The 18,331-nt window shown below is 74.8% G+C and carries 20 protein-coding genes; 12 read left to right on the top strand and 8 right to left on the bottom strand.

The genetic code is table 11. The features are described from left to right. Window positions 1–5: 5 nt before the first annotated feature. From DNK53_RS11135 to DNK53_RS11125, 3 genes are read right to left on the bottom strand one after another with little or no spacing between them, the layout of a single operon-like run. Window positions 6–806 (bottom strand): SDR family NAD(P)-dependent oxidoreductase, encoded by an 801-nt coding sequence (locus DNK53_RS11135; protein ID WP_204163861.1) that lies wholly within the window; start codon window positions 804–806, stop codon window positions 6–8. Between the two features lie 10 nt (window positions 807–816). Then, window positions 817–2,022, bottom strand: coding sequence for an acyl-CoA dehydrogenase family protein (locus tag DNK53_RS11130; protein ID WP_110182293.1), 1,206 nt, complete (start codon window positions 2,020–2,022; stop codon window positions 817–819). Between the two features lie 52 nt (window positions 2,023–2,074). After that, the gene (locus DNK53_RS11125; protein WP_110182292.1) at window positions 2,075–3,088 is read right to left on the bottom strand and encodes a phosphotransferase family protein; all 1,014 of its coding nucleotides are present in this window, start codon (window positions 3,086–3,088) and stop codon (window positions 2,075–2,077) included. A gap of 130 nt (window positions 3,089–3,218) precedes the next feature. On the opposite strand from DNK53_RS11125, the gene DNK53_RS11120 reads away from it, so the two are divergent. Then, window positions 3,219–4,208 (top strand): TetR-type transcription factor C-terminal domain-containing protein, encoded by a 990-nt coding sequence (locus DNK53_RS11120; RefSeq protein WP_110182291.1) that lies wholly within the window; start codon window positions 3,219–3,221, stop codon window positions 4,206–4,208. A 98-nt stretch (window positions 4,209–4,306) separates the two neighbouring features. On the opposite strand, the gene DNK53_RS11115 is transcribed toward DNK53_RS11120, so the two are convergent. Both DNK53_RS11115 and DNK53_RS11110 read right to left on the bottom strand, forming a co-directional pair. Continuing rightward, window positions 4,307–4,642, bottom strand: coding sequence for a DUF202 domain-containing protein (locus DNK53_RS11115; RefSeq protein WP_110182290.1), 336 nt, complete (start codon window positions 4,640–4,642; stop codon window positions 4,307–4,309). After that, window positions 4,639–5,028 carry a YidH family protein gene (locus DNK53_RS11110; protein WP_110182289.1) on the bottom strand — a complete coding sequence of 130 codons (390 nt, stop codon included), beginning with the start codon at window positions 5,026–5,028 and terminating at the stop codon, window positions 4,639–4,641. Before DNK53_RS11110 ends, DNK53_RS11115 begins: the two co-directional genes overlap by 4 nt. 32 nt (window positions 5,029–5,060) lie before the next feature. Between DNK53_RS11110 and DNK53_RS11105 the strand changes: the two genes are divergently transcribed. The 5 genes from DNK53_RS11105 to DNK53_RS11085 are packed head-to-tail and all read left to right on the top strand — an operon-like array spanning window position 5,061 to window position 8,522. Beyond that, on the top strand, window positions 5,061–6,032 hold the full coding sequence (locus DNK53_RS11105) for a glucosyl-3-phosphoglycerate synthase (protein WP_239456482.1): 972 nt from the start codon (window positions 5,061–5,063) through the stop codon (window positions 6,030–6,032). After that, on the top strand, window positions 6,032–6,892 hold the full coding sequence (folP, locus tag DNK53_RS11100) for a dihydropteroate synthase (RefSeq protein WP_110182288.1): 861 nt from the start codon (window positions 6,032–6,034) through the stop codon (window positions 6,890–6,892). Before DNK53_RS11105 ends, folP begins: the two co-directional genes overlap by 1 nt. Window positions 6,893–6,929: 37 nt before the next feature. Then, entirely contained in the window at window positions 6,930–7,436 is a 507-nt protein-coding gene (locus DNK53_RS11095) for a class III extradiol ring-cleavage dioxygenase family protein (protein ID WP_110182287.1), read from the top strand. Further along, on the top strand, window positions 7,418–8,134 hold the full coding sequence (locus DNK53_RS11090; RefSeq protein ID WP_239456481.1) for a dihydrofolate reductase family protein: 717 nt from the start codon (window positions 7,418–7,420) through the stop codon (window positions 8,132–8,134). Before DNK53_RS11095 ends, DNK53_RS11090 begins: the two co-directional genes overlap by 19 nt. 10 nt (window positions 8,135–8,144) lie before the next feature. After that, a complete protein-coding gene (locus DNK53_RS11085; protein ID WP_110182286.1) occupies window positions 8,145–8,522 on the top strand; it encodes a DoxX family protein in 378 nt (125 codons plus the stop codon). 175 nt (window positions 8,523–8,697) lie between these two features. On the opposite strand, the gene DNK53_RS17520 is transcribed toward DNK53_RS11085, so the two are convergent. Together DNK53_RS17520 and DNK53_RS11065 are read right to left on the bottom strand one after the other, a co-directional pair. Then, window positions 8,698–10,449 carry a hypothetical protein gene (locus tag DNK53_RS17520; protein WP_162599891.1) on the bottom strand — a complete coding sequence of 584 codons (1,752 nt, stop codon included), beginning with the start codon at window positions 10,447–10,449 and terminating at the stop codon, window positions 8,698–8,700. Window positions 10,450–10,613: 164 nt separating this feature from the next. Beyond that, window positions 10,614–11,384: a helical backbone metal receptor gene (locus DNK53_RS11065; RefSeq protein ID WP_110182282.1), complete on the bottom strand. Its 771-nt coding sequence runs from the start codon at window positions 11,382–11,384 to the stop codon at window positions 10,614–10,616. Window positions 11,385–11,553: 169 nt separating this feature from the next. On the opposite strand from DNK53_RS11065, the gene DNK53_RS11060 reads away from it, so the two are divergent. The 3 genes from DNK53_RS11060 to DNK53_RS11050 are packed head-to-tail and all read left to right on the top strand — an operon-like array spanning window position 11,554 to window position 13,426. Next, window positions 11,554–12,528, top strand: coding sequence for a hypothetical protein (locus tag DNK53_RS11060; RefSeq protein WP_110182281.1), 975 nt, complete (start codon window positions 11,554–11,556; stop codon window positions 12,526–12,528). Continuing rightward, the gene (locus tag DNK53_RS11055; RefSeq protein ID WP_110182280.1) at window positions 12,525–12,737 is read left to right on the top strand and encodes a hypothetical protein; all 213 of its coding nucleotides are present in this window, start codon (window positions 12,525–12,527) and stop codon (window positions 12,735–12,737) included. Before DNK53_RS11060 ends, DNK53_RS11055 begins: the two co-directional genes overlap by 4 nt. Before the next feature lie 26 nt (window positions 12,738–12,763). Further along, the gene (locus DNK53_RS11050; protein WP_204163860.1) at window positions 12,764–13,426 is read left to right on the top strand and encodes a nitroreductase; all 663 of its coding nucleotides are present in this window, start codon (window positions 12,764–12,766) and stop codon (window positions 13,424–13,426) included. 92 nt (window positions 13,427–13,518) lie between these two features. Here the strand turns inward: DNK53_RS11050 and DNK53_RS11045 are convergent, their stop codons facing one another. Further along, complete coding sequence (locus DNK53_RS11045) at window positions 13,519–15,129, bottom strand: fatty acyl-CoA synthetase (protein WP_110182278.1); 1,611 nt, start codon at window positions 15,127–15,129, stop codon at window positions 13,519–13,521. Between the two features lie 197 nt (window positions 15,130–15,326). Here DNK53_RS11045 and DNK53_RS11040 point away from each other — a divergent pair, with 197 nt between their 5' ends. The 3 genes from DNK53_RS11040 to DNK53_RS11030 are packed head-to-tail and all read left to right on the top strand — an operon-like array spanning window position 15,327 to window position 18,315. Then, window positions 15,327–16,391, top strand: a complete 1,065-nt coding sequence (locus DNK53_RS11040; RefSeq protein WP_110182277.1) for a putative F420-0 ABC transporter substrate-binding protein — start codon at window positions 15,327–15,329, stop codon at window positions 16,389–16,391. Further along, a complete protein-coding gene (locus DNK53_RS11035) occupies window positions 16,388–17,488 on the top strand; it encodes a putative F420-0 ABC transporter permease subunit (RefSeq protein ID WP_239456480.1) in 1,101 nt (366 codons plus the stop codon). The genes DNK53_RS11040 and DNK53_RS11035 overlap by 4 nt, the downstream gene beginning before the upstream one ends. Further along, window positions 17,485–18,315 carry an ABC transporter ATP-binding protein gene (locus DNK53_RS11030; RefSeq protein WP_239456479.1) on the top strand — a complete coding sequence of 277 codons (831 nt, stop codon included), beginning with the start codon at window positions 17,485–17,487 and terminating at the stop codon, window positions 18,313–18,315. Before DNK53_RS11035 ends, DNK53_RS11030 begins: the two co-directional genes overlap by 4 nt. The last annotated feature ends 16 nt before the right edge of the window (window positions 18,316–18,331 follow it).

Raw genomic sequence — 18,331 nt, 5'->3', positions numbered from 1 at the left:
CCGCCTCAGATGGTGGCGCTGAGCCCGCCGTCGACCACGAGGGACTGACCCGTCATGTAGGACGACGCCGGGGAGGCGAGGAAGAGGAGCGCGGAGTCGAGCTCCTCCTGCTCGCCGAACCGGCCGAGGATCGACGTCTCGGCGACCATCGTCCGCAGGTTGTCGGCGCCCTCGGCCGAGGTGATCTCGGAGTCGAAGAAGCCCGGGCAGAGCGCGTTGACCCGGATGCCGCGGCGCTGCGACCACTGCTGCGCCAGGTCGCGGGTGAGGCCGATGACGCCGGCCTTGCTGGCGCTGTAGCCGGCCTGCGGGTAGCGGCTGGCCGCCCACCCCAGCACGCTCGCGACGTTGACGACCGAGGAGCCCTCGGGCATGTGGGGCGCGCAGGCCCGCGCCATCCAGTAGGTGCCGTTGAGGTTGATCTCGATGGTCCGCCGGTAGTCGTCGGGGTCCTGGCGCAGCGCGCTGCCCGCCACCCCGATCCCGGCGTTGTTGACCAGCACGTCGATCCGGCCGAACTCCTCGACCGCCGCGGCCGCCAGGGCGTCGCAGTCCTCCAGGACCGAGACGTCGGTACGCCGGGTGAGGACGGCGGTGCCGCCCGCGCGGAGCTCGTCGGCCAGCGCCTCGAGCCTGTCCTCGCGGCGCGCGGCCAGCACCAGGGTGGCGCCGACCGCGGCGCAGGCGCGGGCGAAGCCGACGCCGAGGCCCGAGCTGGCGCCGGTGACGACGACGACCTTGTCGTCGAGGCGGAAGCGGTCCAGGGGGTTGGTGCTCGCGGGGTTGCTGCTCACGGTGCTGGTCACGGGGGCCTCCTCAGCCGACGTAGGGCGGGGTCTTCTTCATCTCCACGCGGGCGACTGTGCGGCGGTGGACGGCGTCGGGGCCGTCGACGATCCGCAGCACCCGGGCCCAGGCGTAGAAGTAGGCCAAAACGGTGTCGTCGGAGACGCCCATCCCGCCGAAGACCTCGATCGCGCGGTCGATGACGGTGGTGGCCATGGCGGGGGCGGAGACCTTGATCTCCGAGATCTCGGACCGGGCGCCCTTGGCGCCGTGCTGGTCGATCAGCCAGGCGGCGTTGTAGACGTGCAGCCGGGCCATGTTGATGTCGATGCGGGACTGGGCGATCAGGTCCTGCACGTTGGCGTAGTCGGACAGGTGCTGGCCGAAGGCGACGCGGGACTTGGCGCGGTCGACCATGAGGGCCAGGGCACGCTCGGCCATCCCGATGGCGCGCATCGCGTGGTGGATCCGGCCGGGGCCGAGGCGGGCCTGGGCGATCTTGAACCCGTCGCCCTCGCCGGCGAGGAGGTTGCTGACCGGGACCCGGACGTCGCGGAAGACGATCTCGCAGTGGCCGTGCTGGTCGTTGTAGCCGAAGATCGGCAGGTTGCGCACGATCTCCAGGCCGGGGGTGTCGCGGGGAACCAGGACCATCGACTGCTGCCGGTGGGGCTCGGCGTCGACGTCGGTCTTGCCCATCACGATGAAGACCTCGCACCGCTCGTCGGCGACGCCGGTGATCCACCACTTGCGGCCGTTGATGACGTAGTCGTCGCCGTCGCGGGTGATCACGGTGGTGATGTTGGTGGCGTCGGAGGAGGCCACGTCGGGCTCGGTCATCGCGAACGCCGAGCGGATCTCGCCGCGCAGCAGCGGCTCGAGCCAGCGCTCGCGCTGCTCCGGGGTGGCGAAGAGCTCGAGGGTCTCCATGTTGCCGGTGTCGGGGGCCTGGCAGTTGATCGCCTCGGGGGCGATCACCGGCGACCAGCCCGAGATCTCGGCCACGGCGGCGTACTCGAGGTTGGTCAGCCCCGAGGTCTTGGGGAGGAAGAGGTTCCACAGGCCTCGGCGCTGCGCCTCGGCCTTGAGCTCCTCCATCACCGGCGGGTGGGAGTTCTCGCCGTGCTCGCGCAGCTGGGAGGCCCAGACCGGCTCGGCCGGGAAGACGTGGGAGCGCATGAAGTCCCACATGTTGTCGCAGGTCTCCTGCGCCTTGGGGGAGAGGGCGAAGTCCATCGGTCGTGCTCCTTGCTCGGGTGGTGAGGGGGTGTGTCGGGGTCCGGGATGGTCAGAGGAGGGCCAGGCCGGCGTGGCCCAGCTCGCGAATCTCGTCGTCGAGGTCGCCGAAGTCCTGACCGCCCATGGCGCCCGACTTGGCCCGGACCTGGACGCCCTGGGCGATGGCGGCGAACTTGAAGTGGGAGAACGCCAGGTACCAGTCGATCTCCCCGAGGTCGGCGCCGGAGGTGGCGGCGTACCGCTCCAGCAGGTCGCGGCGGGTGGGGAAGCCGGGCAGGTGGGTGACGCCGGGGATCAGGCTCATCGTGGTCTCGCCGGGCTCGGTCCAGTAGAAGGTGAGCAGCGCGACGTCGGTCAGCGGGTCGCCGAGGGTGGAGAGCTCCCAGTCGAGGACGGCGTTGATCCGGCCCGGGTCCTCGGCGGCGAGGACGACGTTGTCGAGGCGGTAGTCGCCGTGCACGAGCGTGGTGCGCGCCTGGGGCGGCACGGTCTCGGCGAGCCGGCGGCCCAGCTGCTCCATCTCGGGGACCTCGTGGGTGCGGCTCGCCTCCCACTGGCCGGTCCAGCGCCGCACCTGCCGGGCCATGAACCCCTCCGGACGGCCGTAGTCGCCCAGCCCGACCGCCTCGTGGTCGACGGCGTGCAGGTGGGCGAGGGTGTCGGCGAAGGCGAACCCGAGAGCGTGCCGCTCCGCGGGTGTCGCGGCGTACGACGGGGGGAGCTCGCCGCGGACGATGTGACCGGGGACCTTCTCCATCACGTAGCAGCGGATCCCGACGAGGTCGCCGTCGTCGACCAGCACGACCGGGGCGACGGGCACCTTCGTCCCGGCCAGCGCCTGCTGGACCCGGGCCTCGCGCGCCATGTCGTGGGCGCTCGGCAGCAGCTCGCCGGTGGGCGGGCGGCGGAGCACGAGCTCGCCGGCCTCGCTGCGGAGCAGGAAGGTGAGGTTGGACTTGCCGCCGGAGATCAGCTCGACCTCGGGGGCGGCCCAGCGGTCGTCGCCGGTCGCCGCGACGAGGGCGGGACCGAGCCGGTCGGTGGGGACGAGTTCCGAGGTCATGGTGCTCCTTGCGGGCGGACAGGATGCGGCTGGACGGGCTACCGAATGCTCGTACGGTAACTGTTCAGCATGCGGGCTGCAAGCGTGCGAGTGTGTGCGCGAGACGCCCGCTCGGCGTACGCTGTTTGACATGACTGAACATGCGGCGAGCGTCGGCCAGGCCGTGCGGCAGGCCCGCGAGGCTCGCGGCATCTCCCTGCGCCGGGCCGCCGCCGAGCTGGGGGTCAGCCCCGCGACCCTCAGCGCCGTGGAGCGCGGCCGCACCCCGATGACCCTCGCCCGGCTGCACGAGCTGGCCGACCTGCTCGGCGTCCCGGCCGCGCGGCTGCTCGCCGGCCAGGGCGCCGAGCCGGACGCCGGGGATGACGCCGCGGGCGGGGACGCCGGTCGGCCGGGCACCGACGCGACCTCCGGGGGAGCGGCGGGTCAAGCCGACGCGCACGGCGACTGGCGCGACTTCTCCGGCATCGACACCGGGCCGATCCTCGAGGCCGCCACCCGCGTCTTCGTGCGGCGCGGCTTCCACGCCGCCGGGATGCGCGAGGTCGCCGCCGAGGCGGGGCTCAGCGTCGCCGGCGTCTACCACCACTACCCGAGCAAGCAGCAGCTGCTCGCTGCGCTGCTCGACGTGACGATGGACGAGATCGGCTGGCGGATCGCCGCCGCCCGCGACGAGGGGCACGACCCCGTCGAGTCGTTCTCCCTCATGGTCGAGGCGCTCGCCCTCTTCCACGCCGTCCGCGGCGACCTCGCCTTCCTCGGCGCCAGCGAGATGCGCGGGCTCGAGGGCGAGGAGCGGAAGCGGGTCGTCGCCCTGCGCGACGGGGTCCAGCACGCGCTCGACGCCCAGGCGCGGGTCTGTCTCGACGCCGGCCTCTTCACCTGTGAGGACCCCCGCACCGCCGGGCGCGCGATCGCCACGATGTGCACCGCGCTGCCGAGCTGGTTCCGCCTGCACGGGCCGCTCACGCCGCAGCAGGTGGCCAGGCAGTACGCCGCCTACGCGCTGGCGCTGATGGGTGCGGCCCCCGTCGCCGAGCGGCCGGGTGCGGAGTGGTCACGCGGATCCGGAAGTGGTCAGCCGGAGGGCTCTCGGAGGGCTCTCAACCCCTCCGAGTGACCACTTCGTTCCCCGCGTGACCGGATCCGCCTTCCGGCGATGACAGGGGCCGAGTCCGGGTGCAGGCCCGTCGCCGACCCGCGGCGCGGGAGCACGCCTCACGCCAAGGCGAGCCGGGCCAGCTCGGTGCCGGCGAGCAGCGCGACGCTGAGCGCGAGGGCCAGCGGCGCGCGACCCCCGCGCGGCCGCACCCGGCCGCGGGCGCCGCTGTCGTCGTCGTACCGGCGGCGGCTCTCGACGAAGACCCACACCGCGAGCAGGCAGGAGGCCAGCAGCGGCAGGCTGCCGGCCGGCCCGAGGTCGGACCAGCCCAGCCGCGCGACGACCCCCGCGCCCGCGACGAGCGAGAGCGACGTGCGCTGCCAGGCCAGCGCCGTCCGCTCGTCGGCCAGGCCCTCGTCGACCTGGCCCTGGTCGGTGGCGGCCGCGCTCACCGCAGCGACCCGATCCCGACGGCGACGAGGACCAGCCCGACCCCGACCACCACGAGGGTGACCACGGCGGCCAGGCCCAGCGACGGGAGCGGCTCCCGGCTCCGCATCGCCCGCTCGGCGCTCGCCCAGCGCAGCCACGCCGCGAGGGCCGCGACCAGGGCCGCCGCGACCAGCACGAGGGCCAGCACGTGCTGCGCGGTGTCGGGGACCGACAGGTCGACCACGTCGAGGGCGACCCCGGCGGCCAGCAGCGCCAGCGAGGTGCGGACCCAGGCCAGGAACGTGCGCTCGTTGGCGAAGGAGAACCGGTAGTCGGGCTCCTCGCCGCGGGCGTAGACCCACGCCGGCCAGCGCCGGCGCGCACCGGTGCGCTCCGTCCTGCTCATCCGCCCAGTCTGGCCCACCGTAGGCTGGCGGGGTGATCGAGGACTGGTTCGCGCGGCACACCCACCGCTGGCAGGACTGGTCGCTCCCCGAGCTGCGCGCCGCCAAGGGCGACACCCGGGTCAGCCTGGTCGTGCCGGCCCGCAACGAGGCCGCCACCGTCGGCGACGTGGTCTCCCGCTGCCGCGAGGTGCTGATGGAGACCGCCGCCCTGGTCGACGAGGTGGTGGTGGTCGACTCCGACTCCACCGACGCGACCTACGACGTGGCCGCCGACGCCGGCGCCGTCGTCCACCGCAGCGCCGAGATCCGCCCCGACCTCGGCACCCGCCCCGGCAAGGGCGAGGCGATGTGGAAGTCGCTCTTCGTCACCACCGGCGACGTGCTGGTCTTCATGGACGCCGACCTCACCGACTGGGACACCCACTTCGTGCCCGGCCTGCTCGGCCCGCTCCTCACCGACCCCGAGGTGCAGCTCGTCAAGGGCTTCTACCAGCGCCCCGGCGGCGACGCCTCCGGCGCGGTCGGCCCCTTCGAGGGCGGCCGGGTCACCGAGCTCGTCGCCCGCCCGCTGGTCGCCCTGCTCTTCCCGCCGCTCGCAGGGCTGGTGCAGCCGCTGGCGGGGGAGTGGGCGGTGCGCCGCGACCACTTCGCCGGGCTCGAGGTGCCGACCGGGTACGCCGTCGAGCTCGCCGCCCTCGTCGACACCTGGCGCGCCCGCGGCCTCGACGCGATCGCCCAGGTCGACCTCGGCCGCCGCGCCCACCACCAGCAGCCGCTGCTCGACCTCGGCGCCATGGCCACCCAGATCCTCACCACCGGCTGGGCCCGCTCCAGCCACAGCCACCACGCCGACGCGATCGCGCTCACCCAGTTCCTGCCGGCCGGCGACCGGCCGGGCGGCGGGGGCGGCGTACGCCCCCATGTCACGCGCGTGCCGGTCGACCAGCGGCCGCCGGCGCGACCGCACCTCGAGGCCGGCCCCGACACAGGAAGGCAGGCCTGATGCTGCGGCTGCGCTCCCGCGACTTCGACGACGACGCCACGCTGATGATGGCGATCGTCAACCGCACGCCCGACTCGTTCTACGACAAGGGCGCCACGTGGGCGGAGGACGCCGCCTTCGAGCGGGTGGCGCTCGTCGCCGGGCAGGGCGCCGAGATCGTCGACATCGGCGGGATCAAGGCCGCCCCCGGCGTCGAGATCTCCGAGGCCGAGGAGAAGGCCCGGGTCGTCGACTTCGTGGCCCGGGTGCGGGATGCCTTCCCCGACCTCGTGATCTCGGTCGACACCTGGCGGGCCTCGGTCGGCGACGCGGTCTGCGAGGTCGGCGCCGACGTGCTCAACGACGCCTGGGGCGGCGCCGACCCCGAGCTCGTCGACGTCGCCGCCCTGCACGGCGCCGCGCTCGTCTGCACCCACACCGGCGGGGTGCAGGTGCGGACCCGGCCGCACCGGATCGAGTACGACGACGTGGTCGCCGCCGCGATCGCCGACACCACCGCCTACGCCGAGCGGGCCCTGGCCGCCGGGGTGGCCGCCGAGTCGCTGGTGATCGACCCGGCCCACGACTTCGGCAAGAACACCTTCCACTCCCTCGAGGTGACCCGCCGCCTCGGTGAGATGGTGGCGACCGGCTGGCCCGTGCTGGTCTCGCTCTCCAACAAGGACTTCGTCGGCGAGAGCCTCGACCTCCCCGTCGGCGAGCGGCTCACCGGCACGCTGGCCGCCACCGCCGTCTGCGCGCTCGCCGGGGCGCGGGTCTACCGGGTGCACGAGGTCGTCGAGACGCGCCAGGTCGTCGACATGGTGCGCACCATCGCCGGGCTCCGGCCGCCGGCCCGCGCGATCCGGGGGCTCGCATGAGGTCTCGACAGGCTCGACCGGCGTGGGAGTGGCTGGCATGAGGATCGTCGTCGCCCCGCCCGCGCCCGCGCTGCTGCCGGCGTACGCCTCCCTCGTCGACCCGGTGCCGCGGCTGCGGGCCGCGACCCGGGCCGCGGTCGACTGGCTCGGCCCGTCGGTGAAGGTGCTCGCCGACGACCTCGACGACCAGCGGGTGGCCGAGAGCCTGCTGGGTCGGCGCTCCGACCTCGACGGCCACGACCTGCTCGTCATGGCCAACGGCAGCGCCCGTCGCTCCGAGAAGGCCCCGGGCCACCTCGACCCGCGGGCCGCCGGGTACGACGAGTGGCTGCGCCAGCTGCTCCGGCTCGGCGACCTCGAAGGGCTGGCCTCCCTGGACGTCGACGAGGGCGAGGACCTGCTCGCCGCCGGGCTGCGCTCCCTCGCCGTGACCGCACGACAGCTCGCCGACCGCGGGGTGACGGTCCGCGACGTGCAGGTCGACCACGACGACTGCCCCTACGGCGTGCAGTACTGGGTGGTGAGGTGGCAGTGCGGGTCCTGATCCCCTCGCCCGCCCTGGTGGTCGAGGAGGGCGCGCAGCGCCCGTCTCGAGACCCCTCCGACGAGGAGCTGGCCGCCCTCTACGCCGCCCCGCGCCTGCCCTGGCTGCGGGTCAACATGGTCTCCACCCTCGACGGCGCCGCGCAGGGCGACGACGGGCAGAGCGGCGGCATCAACAACGCCGTCGACAAGCGGGTCTTCCACGCGCTGCGCCGGCTGGCGGACTGCGTCGTCGTCGGCGCCGGGACCGCCCGGACGGAGGGCTACGGCCCGGCCGACGTCCCCGTGGTCGTGGTGAGCCGGTCGGGTTCCGTCCCCGAGACGCTGCGTGGGGCCGAGCCGGGCCGCGTCGTGCTCGCCACCGCCGCCTCGGCGTCCGGCCTGGCGGAGGCCCGCGAGCTGCTCGGCGCCGACCACGTCTGGACCCTCGGCGAGGAGACCGTCGACCTCGTTGCGCTCCGCGAGCGGCTCGTCGCCCGCGGGTGGCGCTCGATCCTCGGCGAGGGCGGACCCGGGCTGCTGCGCGACCTGCTGGCCGTGGGCGTGGTCGACGAGCTCTGCCTCACCTGGGTGCCGCGGCTAATCGCCGGGGACCACCTGTCGATCACCGCGGGCGGCCCCGTCGACGTACCCCTCGAACCACTGCTCCTCCTCGAGGAGGATGGGACGCTCCTCGGTCGCTGGGCCGTGCGCCGCTAGGTTTCCGGGCATGACGACTCCCTCGACCCGACCTGCCCGCGACGTCGCCGCGCTGGCCGCCCTCTTCGCGACCTCGGGCACCGTGCACCTCGTGAAGCCCGAGGTCTTCCTCCCGATCGTGCCGAAGTCGCTCCCGGCCCGGCGCGAGCTGGTCACCTGGTCGGGGGTCGCCGAGCTCGCCTGCGCGGCCGGGCTGCTCCACCCCCGCACCCGCCGCGCCTCGGGCTGGGCGAGCGCCGCCCTGCTGCTGGCGGTCTATCCCGCCAACGTCAAGATGGCCAAGGACGCCCAGCGCTCCCGGCGTACGGCGCTCAAGGTCGGCACCGTGCTGCGGCTGCCCCTGCAGGTGCCGATGATCCGGACCGCCCTGCGGGCCGCCCGCGCCTGACCGCCCGCCACCGGAGCCCGACTCGGTACGAGTGGTCGCGGAGAGGCAGGAGTGGTCACGCGGAGACGCAAGTGGTCACTCGGAGGGGTTCTGGGGCCCTGGAAACCTCTCCCCGTGACCACTTCCGTGTCGGTGTGGCCGGGGGTGGCGCCCGTCCCGCCGCGGCCGGCCGGGATCAGCGCAGGGTGCGGCGGACCGTGGAGGCCAGCACCCGGGGCCGGCCGACGGAGGGCAGCAGGACCAGGCTGGTGAGGGCGTGGGAGCGGGTGCCGATCGTCATCGAGTGCACGGTGACCAGCAGCCAGCTCCCGCCGTCGACGGCGACGAGGAAGCGTCGCTGGTCCGCGTCCGGCCACGCTACGACCTCCGGCGGGTAGAAGAGGGGCACGAGCTCGTCGCGCAGCGCCTCGGTGAGGTCGTCGACGATGAGCTCGGCGGAGGAGCCGTCCTCCCACCAGGCGTCGACGAGCTCCGCGGCCGCCGCGCCCGCTTCGAAGGCCGCGCGGTCGACGGGCTCGGGGGAGGGGTCGGGCTCGGGGACGACACCCCAGCCGACGTCGACCGCGGCCGTGGCCAGCCACGGCTCGGCGAACCGCTCCCGGGTGAAGACGACGAGCTGGCGGCCCCCGCCCTGCTCCTTGACCTCGACGGCGCCCCACATCGGGTAGTCGCGGAAGAGCGGCGCGTGCACCGCCTCGGCCGCGAGCACGGGCCGCGGGACCGGGGTGTCGTTGCGCTCGATCCGGTCGGCGATCGCCTGCCACTGGGACGACGCGACCAGCGACCCCGTCTGCGCCTTCACCCAGAGTGCCCCGTCGTAGCGAGGAGCGCTCGCCCGGCGGGCCGCCCGGGTGCGGCGGGTCGTGTAGTCGGCGAGCAGCTCGTCGACCACCCGCGGCTCGAGCCCCGGCTTCTGGTCGGAGTCGTCGCCGTCGGGGGCGAGGCCGCAGCCCCCGAGCAGTAGGGCGAGCAGGAGGAGGAACGTCGTCCCGCGTCGTCGGGCGCGCCGCCAGCGGACCCAGCCGCCCAGGGCCAGGGCCGCGACGCCCACGGCGACCCCCGCGCCCACCGCGGGGCTCGGGCGGGCCTGGCCGGGCGCAGGCCGGTGCGCGGGCGGCGTCGCGGCCGCGGGCTCGACCACGGGCACGGCCGCGGGCTTGGCTGCGGGCACCGGCTCGGCCGCGGGCAGCGACTCCCGCTCCGACTCCGGCTCCGGCTCGGGCTGGGGCTCGTGCTGGGGCTCGGGGTCGGGCACCGGCTCCGGCTCGACGGCTGGGACCTCGCCGAGGTGGTCAATGTGTGGGGGACTATCGACTGAAGGGACGCCGCGGGAGGCGCGGCGACCGAGGGCCCAGAGCAGCACGAGCCCCAGGCCGAAGCCCGTGATCGCCAGCGCCTTGGTGAAGATACCGTCGACGTGGACGCCGAGCGACATGGTCACGGGCGCCCGGGGCTCCACGGGGACGGCAAGCACGTCGACCGGCGGGCCGTCGAGGTCGACGCGGACCTCCCGGACCCCGGTGCCCGAGGAGCGCTCCCACCAGCCGAGGAGCGGGTCGGGCGCCAGCGCCACCTCGAAGCCCTCGACGAAGGTCGGCTCGCTCATCCCGAGCGAGTCCTGCTCGACGTACCGCAGCCCGTCGAGCAGGTCGGTCACGTCGACCCGGTGGGTGGCCCCGAGGAAGAGCCCGCCCGGCGCCTCGGCGCGGACCACCAGCTCGGCCCCGCCGAAGGCGGTGGAGACCGGGTGCACCACGGTCGGCAGGCCGGCCGACGGCGCGGGCTGCACCTGCTCGCCGAGCATCACCGTGTCGTCGGGGCCGTGCACCAGCGCCCCGAGCGCCCCGAGCACGGCCATGAGGACGCCCACCACCAGGACCGCCCGCCGGTGGAGGTCGGCGAGCCGCGGTCGCGGAAGTCGCGGCATGGCGTCCCCCCCTCGAAACGGCCGGTGGACCGGTACGGCGGACCGTCCCTCCCGGCGCCGCCTGACGGGGCAGGCTAGCGCAGCGAGGCCGGCGTCGCGGATCGTGGTGGATCCGGCGCACCAGGTGCGCCACAACCACCACGATCCGGGGCCCGGGGGCGGGGCTAGGGGGTGCGGAGCCGGGACAGGACGTCGTGGGCCTCGAGGAGCGAGGGGCCGTACCAGGTGACCAGCCGCCCCTCGACCAGCTCGGTCGGGGTGCGGGTGAAGGCCTCAGGTCCGTCGTCGGGGCCGAAGACGTAGGGCTCGTCGGGCAGCAGCACGAGGTCGGCCCCCGCCGCGTCGAGCTCGTCGACCGGCACGGCGGGGTAGCGGTCGGCGTGGCCGGCGTACACGTTGGGGAGCCCGGCGCGGGCCAGCAGGTCGCCGGTGAAGGTGTCCCGGCCGACGACCATCCACGGGTCTCGCCAGATCGCGGTGACCGTGCGGGCGCGCGGCGGCAGCGGCTCGCCGCACCACAGTTCGCGGGCCTCGCCGAGCCAGGCGGGGCGCTCCCAGCCGAGGGCGACGTCGAAGAGCCGCTCCATCGAGGCCACCGCCTGCGGCACGCTCTCGATGTCGGTCACCCAGACGGGTACGCCGGCCTCGCGGAGCCGGCGTACGTCGAGCTCGCGGTTCTCCTCCTTGTTGGCGACCACGAGGTCGGGCTCGAGGGCGACGATCGCGCGGGTGTCCGGGTTCTTGGTGCCCCGGACCCGCGCGACGCCGGCCGCGTCCGCCAGGTCGCCGGGGTGCGTGCACCAGTCGGTCACGCCGACCAGCGCGCCCCGGTCGACGCTCGCCATCGCCTCGGTGAGGGAGGGCACGAGGCTGACCACCCGGCGTACGACGGCGGGCAGGGGCGTCTCGACGCCGAGGTCGTCGGTCGCAGGCATGCCGCAACCCTGCCACGATCGTCCGCGGGGCGGCCGCCGAGGTTTCGGGGTGGAGCCGTCGGGGCAGGAGCAGCCGGTGTCACGGGGGAGGGAGCACGACGTGCGAGGACGACGGGGGAGGCACGCCCTGCGGGGCGGGCGCCGGGCGAGGCGGGCGTCGTCGTGCGCCGTGCTCGCCCTTGTTCTGGGCCTGACGCTCGCAGGTTGCGGCGACGACGGGCCCGGCGGGCTGGGCACGGTCGACGACGACGCCGCGTGGCGCACCAGCACCGACCCGGTGACGACGGAGGGGTTCGCCTGGGCGACCGGCGAGACCGTGCACCTGGGCGACGGGACGACGATCGACACCGGCGTCCCGGTGGGGGCCTTCGTGGTGGCCGGGGACGGGGTCTTCGTGGTGCCCGGCGAGAGCGATGACGGCAGCCCCTTCGCCGGCCCCGGGCTCAGGTTCGCGGCGCCGGGCGCCGACCCGGTGGACACCGGGCTGCTGGTGGGCCGCGACGGCCTCGTCGCCACCGAGGACGGCAGCACCCTGGTCGTGCTCGAGGCCGACTACGACACCGGAGCCGCCGCGATGCGCTTCTTCGACCTCGCGACCGGGGAGGCCCGCACCTCCACCGACGGGATGGAGCACGAGAGCAGCGACCCGGTCAACGAGCTCCTCGAGTCGGAGGCCCAGATCTGGGGGATCGACGGGGAGACGGTCCACGTCGCCACCCTCGACGGGGACTACGTCTACGACGTGACCACCGGCGAGGGGCGCAAGGACGAGGGGGACCGGGCGGACTGGCCGTTCGGCACGCCCGACGAGCCCGAGGTGAGTCCCGACGGCCGGTGGCGGATCGTGGGGTCCGCCGAGGAGGGCTTCGGGGTTGTCGGGTCCGACGGCGAGCCGGTCGCGCTCGACGTGGAGGGGGAGCGCTGGAGCCTCAGCTGGTGGGTCGACGAGCAGACCGCCGTGGGCTCGGTCGCCGAGGGGCCGGGGGAGGGCCCGCGGATGGTTGCCGGTGACACCGCCACGCTGCTCTCGTGCGTGGTGCCCTCGGGCGAGTGCACCCTGTACCCCGAGTCCAGCGCCCGTCTCGTCTCCTTCCCGGTGGGGTTCCCCGTCGGCGGTCTCGACCTCCGAGGGGTGACCTCGTGACCGACCCGGAGATCGAGTACCGCCGGCTCGTGGGCGGGGATCCCGTGGGCGACGTGGTGACGAAGGTCGTCCGCGCCACCTCACGGGCCGCCCGGACCGGGGGCACGGCGGTCAGCGCCACGACCGACCTGCTGCGCTCCAGCGCCCAGGACTACCGCCGGGTGGACGAGGGCGTGGGCGGCGGGATGCGCCGGATGGGCCCCGGCTGACGGGGCGACCTGAGAGGATCGGCCCCGTGGAGTTCGCCGACGTCCTCGCCGCCCGCCACAGCTGCCGCGCCTTCACGGGCGAGGAGGTGCCCGAGGAGACGCTGACCGAGCTGTTCGCGCTGGCCCAGCGCACCCCCTCGTGGTGCAACACCCAGCCGTGGCAGGTCCACCTGGTCTCCGGGCAGGCGGCCAAGCGGTTCTCCACCGAGCTCACCGAGCACGTGCTCGCCCAGCCGCAGAGCCACGACCTCGAGATGCCGGCGGGCTACTCCGGGGTCTACGCCGAGCGGCGCCGCGAGTCGGGCTACGCCCTCTACGAGGCGGTCGGCGTCGCCCGCGACGACAAGCTCGCCCGCGGCGCGCAGGCCCTGCTCAACTACAGCTTCTTCGGCGCCCCGCACGTCGCGGTGATCACCACCGACCGCGACCAGGGGACCTACGGCGCCATCGACTGCGGCGGGTACGTCGCCACGCTGACCGCCGCTGCCACTTCGCTGGGGCTCGGGTCGATCGCCCAGGCCGCGCTCGCGATGTACTCCGACAAGGTGCGCGACTTCCTCGGCCTGCCCGACGACCGGCTGGTGGTCTGCGGGGTCTCGCTGGGGTACGCCGACCCCGAGCACCCCGCGAACCGGTTCCGGACCTCGAGGGCCTCGGTCGGCGAGGTCGTGACCCGGGTCGACGAGTGACCGCCCGGGTCGACGAGGTCGTGACCCGGGTCGGCGAGGTCGTGACCCGGGTCGGCGAGTGACCGCGGACCCGGGCCTCGGGGCGTGCCCTGCTACGCCTCCTCGCCGGCCGCCAGGTCGGCGTGGGCGGTGCGCAGCTCGCGCTTGAGGATCTTGCCGCTCGGGTTCTTGGGCAGCCCCTCGGCGATGACGACGTACTTCGGCGCCTTGTAGCCGGCCAGCCGGCCGCGGGCGTGCGCGACCACCTGCTCGGGGGTCAGCGTCGCGCCCTCCTTGGGCACCACGACGCAGGCCACCGCCTCGACCCAGCGCGGGTGGCTCACGCCGAAGACCGCCACCTCGGCGACCCCCTCGAGCTCGTAGACGGCCTCCTCGACCTCGCGGCTGGCGACGTTCTCGCCGCCGGTCTTGATCATGTCCTTCTTGCGGTCGACCACGTAGAGCCGGCCGCCCTCGTCGACGTAGCCCAGGTCGCCGGAGTGGAACCAGCCGTGGCGGAACGCCTCGGCGGTCTTGGCCTCGTCCCGGTAGTAGCCGAGGGTGGCGTGCGGGGAGCGGTGCACGATCTCGCCCACCGTGCCGGCCGGCACCTGCTCGTCGTTGTCGTCGACGATCCGGGTCTCGACGTTGAGCGCGGCGCGGCCCGCGGAGCCGGCGTACTCCATCTGCTCCTCGGGGGTGAGGATCGTGGCGAGCGGCGACATCTCGGTCTGCCCGTAGAAGTTCCACAGCCGCACCTCGGGGAGCCGCTCCTGGATCTCCTTGAGCACCTCGACCGGCATCGCCGAGGCGCCGTAGTAGCCCTTGCGGAGGCTGGAGAGGTCGGTGCGGTCGAAGTCGGGGGAGCGCAGCAGGCCGATCCACACGGTCGGCGGCGCGAAGAACTTCGTCACCTTGTGCTTCTCGATCGCGGCGAGCACGGCCGCCGGGTCGGGGCCCGGCAGCACGATGCTGGTCGCGCCGAGGTAGACGTCGGGGCCGAGGAAGCAGTCCAACTGGGCGCAGTGGTAGAGCGGCAGGGTGTGCAGCTCGACGTCGTCGCCCGACATCCCGCCGTCGACGGTGCAGGAGACGTACTGCCACATGAGCGAGCGCGAGGAGAGCAGCGCGCCCTTGGGTCGCGACTCGGTGCCGGAGGTGTACATGAGGCGCAGCGGGTCGTCGTCGTCGACGTGGACCTGCGGCGAGGTGCCCGTGTGCTCCAGCCAGTCGCTGAGCGGCTGCCAGCCCTCGGGGGTCGCGCCGCGGGTGATCGCGAGGCGGCGTACGACGCGACTCTCGGCGGCAGCCTCGACCGCGGCGTCGGCGGTGCCGCAGAGCGCCTCCTCGGCGACCAGCGTCTCGGCGCCGGAGTGGTCGAGGATGTAGGCGAGCTCGTCGGCGCCGAGCATGAAGTTCATCGGCACCAGCACCGCGCCGATCCGCGCCGAGGCGAAGACGAGGACCGCGAACTCCCAGCAGTTGCGGGAGAGCAGGGCGACCCGGTCGCCCTTGCCGATCCCCGCCCCCGCCATGGCGGCGGCGGTGCCGTCGACGACGGCGTCGAGCGCCGCGAAGGTCAGCACCTTGTCGCCGTCGACGAGGGCGACCTTGTCGGGGTGGCGCAGGGCGGTGCGGCGGGGCAGGTCGCCGACCGACTGGCTGCGGGCGTGCTGGACCAGGGGCGTGGACCCGGTGGTGTCGTGGGGGGCGTCGTTCCTCATGGAGCCACGTTAGGTCGTGGCTCGGACGGGCGGGAGGTGTGGGCGCCGTCACCTCGCCGTCTGCCGCGGGCTATCGTGGTCGGCGATCACCCCGGCGCCTCCATGCCCGGGGGGAGTCGGACCCGGATTGGGGCGACGGATCGACGCGGCGACTGCCCGCGCCCCGTCCCTGCACGCCTGCCCGGAGGTCCTCCCGCATGTCGCCCGCCCCGTCCCGCCCCTCGCTGCGCCCCTCGCTGCGCCGTGCCGTCCCGGCCGGCCTCGCCGTCCTCGCGCTCGCCCTCGCCGGCTGCGGCCAGTCGGACGCCGACGCCGACACGGGGGCGTCGAGCGGCTCCGCCGGCTCTGAGACCGAGGGCTACCCGGTCACCGTCGACAACTGCGGCATCGAGGTCACCCTCGACTCCGCGCCCGAGCGGGTGGTCGCGATCAAGTCCACCTCGGTCGAGCTGATGCTCGCGCTGGGGCTCGGCGACAACGTCGTCGCCCACGCCTTCCCCGACGGCCCGGTCCCCGACGAGTGGGCCGACGCGGCCGCGGGGATCACCCTGCTCTCGGAGAAGGCGCCGAGCCAGGAGGTCGTGCTCGAGCAGGAGCCCGACCTCGTCCTCGCCGGCTGGGAGAGCAACCTCGCCGCCGACACCGCCGGCGAGCGGGACGACCTCGCCGACCTCGGGGTCGCGACGTACGTCTCCCCGGCCGCCTGCCAGGAGGCGCCGTACGCCCCCGACCCGATGACCTTCGGCCTGCTCTTCGACCAGCTCGAGGAGGCCGGCGCCGTCCTCGGCGCCCCCGAGGCGGCCGCCGAGCTGGTCGCCGACCAGCGCGCCGAGCTCGAGGGGGCCGGGCGGGCCGCCGACGGCACCACCGCCCTGTGGTGGTCCTCGGGCACCGACACCCCGTTCGTCGGCGGCGGCACTGGCGCGCCCCAGATGGTGATGGAGGCCGTCGGCCTCGACAACGTCGCGGGCGACGTCGACCAGGCCTGGACGTCGCTGGGCTGGGAGTCGGTGATCGAGGCCGACCCCGACGTCCTCGTCCTCGTCGACGCCGACTGGAACCAGGCCGCCACCAAGATCGACTTCCTCGAGTCGAACGCCGCCACCAAGGAGCTGACCGCGGTGAAGGAGAAGCGCTACCTCACCGTGCCGATGCCCGCCGCCGAGGCCGGGGTCCGGTCCGTCCCGGCGGTGCTCGACCTGGCCGATCAGCTCGGCGCGCTGGGGCTGCTCGCGGGCGACGGGGAGGGCGACGACGGGTGAGCCTCCTGCAGCGCAGCACCCTCGACCCGACCCGGACCCCCGGGCCGGGCGGGGGAGCGGTGCCCGCCCGGCGCCGCAGGCCCGACCCGTGGGTGCTCTGGCTGCCGGCCCTGCTGGTCGTCCTGCTGGCCTCGATGAGCTGGACGGTCACCCTCGGCGCCGCCGACCTGTCGGTCCGCGAGGTGTGGGGCGTCATCGGGGAGCGGCTCGGGCTGGGTGGGGTGCTCGGCGACAGCGGCCTCACCGTGCTGCGCGAGGGGATCGTCTGGGAGCTGCGGCTGCCGCGGGTGCTCACCGCCGCCGCGGTCGGCGGGGGGCTGGCGCTCAGCGGCGCGGTGATGCAGGCGCTGACCCGCAACCCGCTCGCCGACCCCTTCCTGCTCGGCCTCTCCTCGGGCGCCTCGACCGGTGCGGTCCTCGTGCTGCTGCTCGGCCTCTCGGTGGTGCTCCCGGTCGCCGCCTTCGCGGGCGCGCTGGCGGCGCTGGCGGCGACCCTGCTGCTGGCCCGCTCCCTCGGCGAGATCACGCCCAGCCGCACGGTGCTCGCCGGGCTCGCCGTCTCGTCGTTCGCCGGCGCCGTCACCTCGATGCTGGTCTTCTGGCACGCCGACGGCGACTCCTTCCGCGAGGTCCTCAACTGGATGCTCGGCTCGCTCGCCGGCGCCGACTGGGCGGCCGTGGCGATCGCCTGGGGCGCGCTGCTGCTGGTCGGGCTGCCGGTGCTGCTGCAGGGGCGGGTGCTCGACGCCTTCGCCTTCGGCGACTCCGCGGCCGCCGGGCTCGGCGTCGACGTCGGCCGCACCCGCTGGCTGCTGCTCGGCGGCACCGCCCTGCTCACCGGCGCGATGGTCTCGGTGAGCGGCGCGATCGGCTTCGTCGGCCTCGTGCTGCCCAACGCCGTCCGGCTCGTCGTCGGCTCCCGGCACCGCCGCCTGCTGCCGCTCTCGGTGCTGACGGGCGCGATCTTCATGGTCTGGGTCGACACGGTGGCCCGCACGCTCTTCGAGCCGCGCGAGGTGCCGGTCGGGATCATCACCGTGCTGGTCGGGGCGCCGGTCTTCGTGCTCGTGCTGCTGCGGCACCGGGGCCGCGCGTGAGCGTGCTCAGCGTCCGGGGCCTCTCCCGGGTGGAGGGGCGGGCCGTCCTGGTCCACGACGCCTGCTTCGAGGTGCCCACCGGCGGGGTGGTCGCCCTCGTCGGCCCCAACGGCGCCGGCAAGTCGAGCCTGCTGCGCCTGGTCGCCGGGACGGCGTCCTCCGACCGGCTGCCCGCTGGCTCGCCCACCGACGGCGGCCGGGACGGCGTACGCCCCGCCGTCACCCTCGACGGCGTCGAGCTGCTCGGGATGCGCCGCCGCGAGCGCGCCCGGGTGGTGGCGACCGTCGAGCAGGAGGCCCGCGCGGAGTTCCACCTCACGGTCCGGCAGGTGGTGGCGCTCGGGCGGATCCCGCACGAGTCGCCCTGGGCGGTGGCCGGCGCCGACGACGCCGGCGTCGTCGACGCCGCGATGTCCCGGACCGGGGTGACCGACCTCGCCGACCGCTCGCTGGCCACGCTCTCGGGCGGCGAGCAGCAGCGGGTCCAGCTCGCCCGGGCGCTGGCCCAGCAGCCCCGGCTGCTCCTGCTCGACGAGCCGACCAACCACCTCGACGTGCGGGCCCAGCTCGACACGCTGGGCCTGCTCCGCGAGGTCGCCGCCACCGGGATCACCGTCGTCGCCGCGCTGCACGACCTCAACCTCGCCGCGGCCCACTGCGACCACGTCGTCGTCCTCGCCGGCGGGCGGGTGCGGGCCGTCGGCGCGGTCGACGAGGTCCTCGTGCCGAAGCTGATCGAGGAGACCTACGGCGTGGTGGCCGACGTGGTGGCCCACCCGCGAACCGGGCGGCCGCTCATCGCCTTCTCCTCGGCGAACCTAGACTGACGCGCAGCCCGCGCCC

The organism is Nocardioides solisilvae (assembly GCF_003194625.1).
Classification (GTDB): Bacteria; Actinomycetota; Actinomycetes; order Propionibacteriales; family Nocardioidaceae; genus Nocardioides; species Nocardioides solisilvae.
This window is presented reverse-complemented; position numbering and strand designations above follow the sequence as displayed.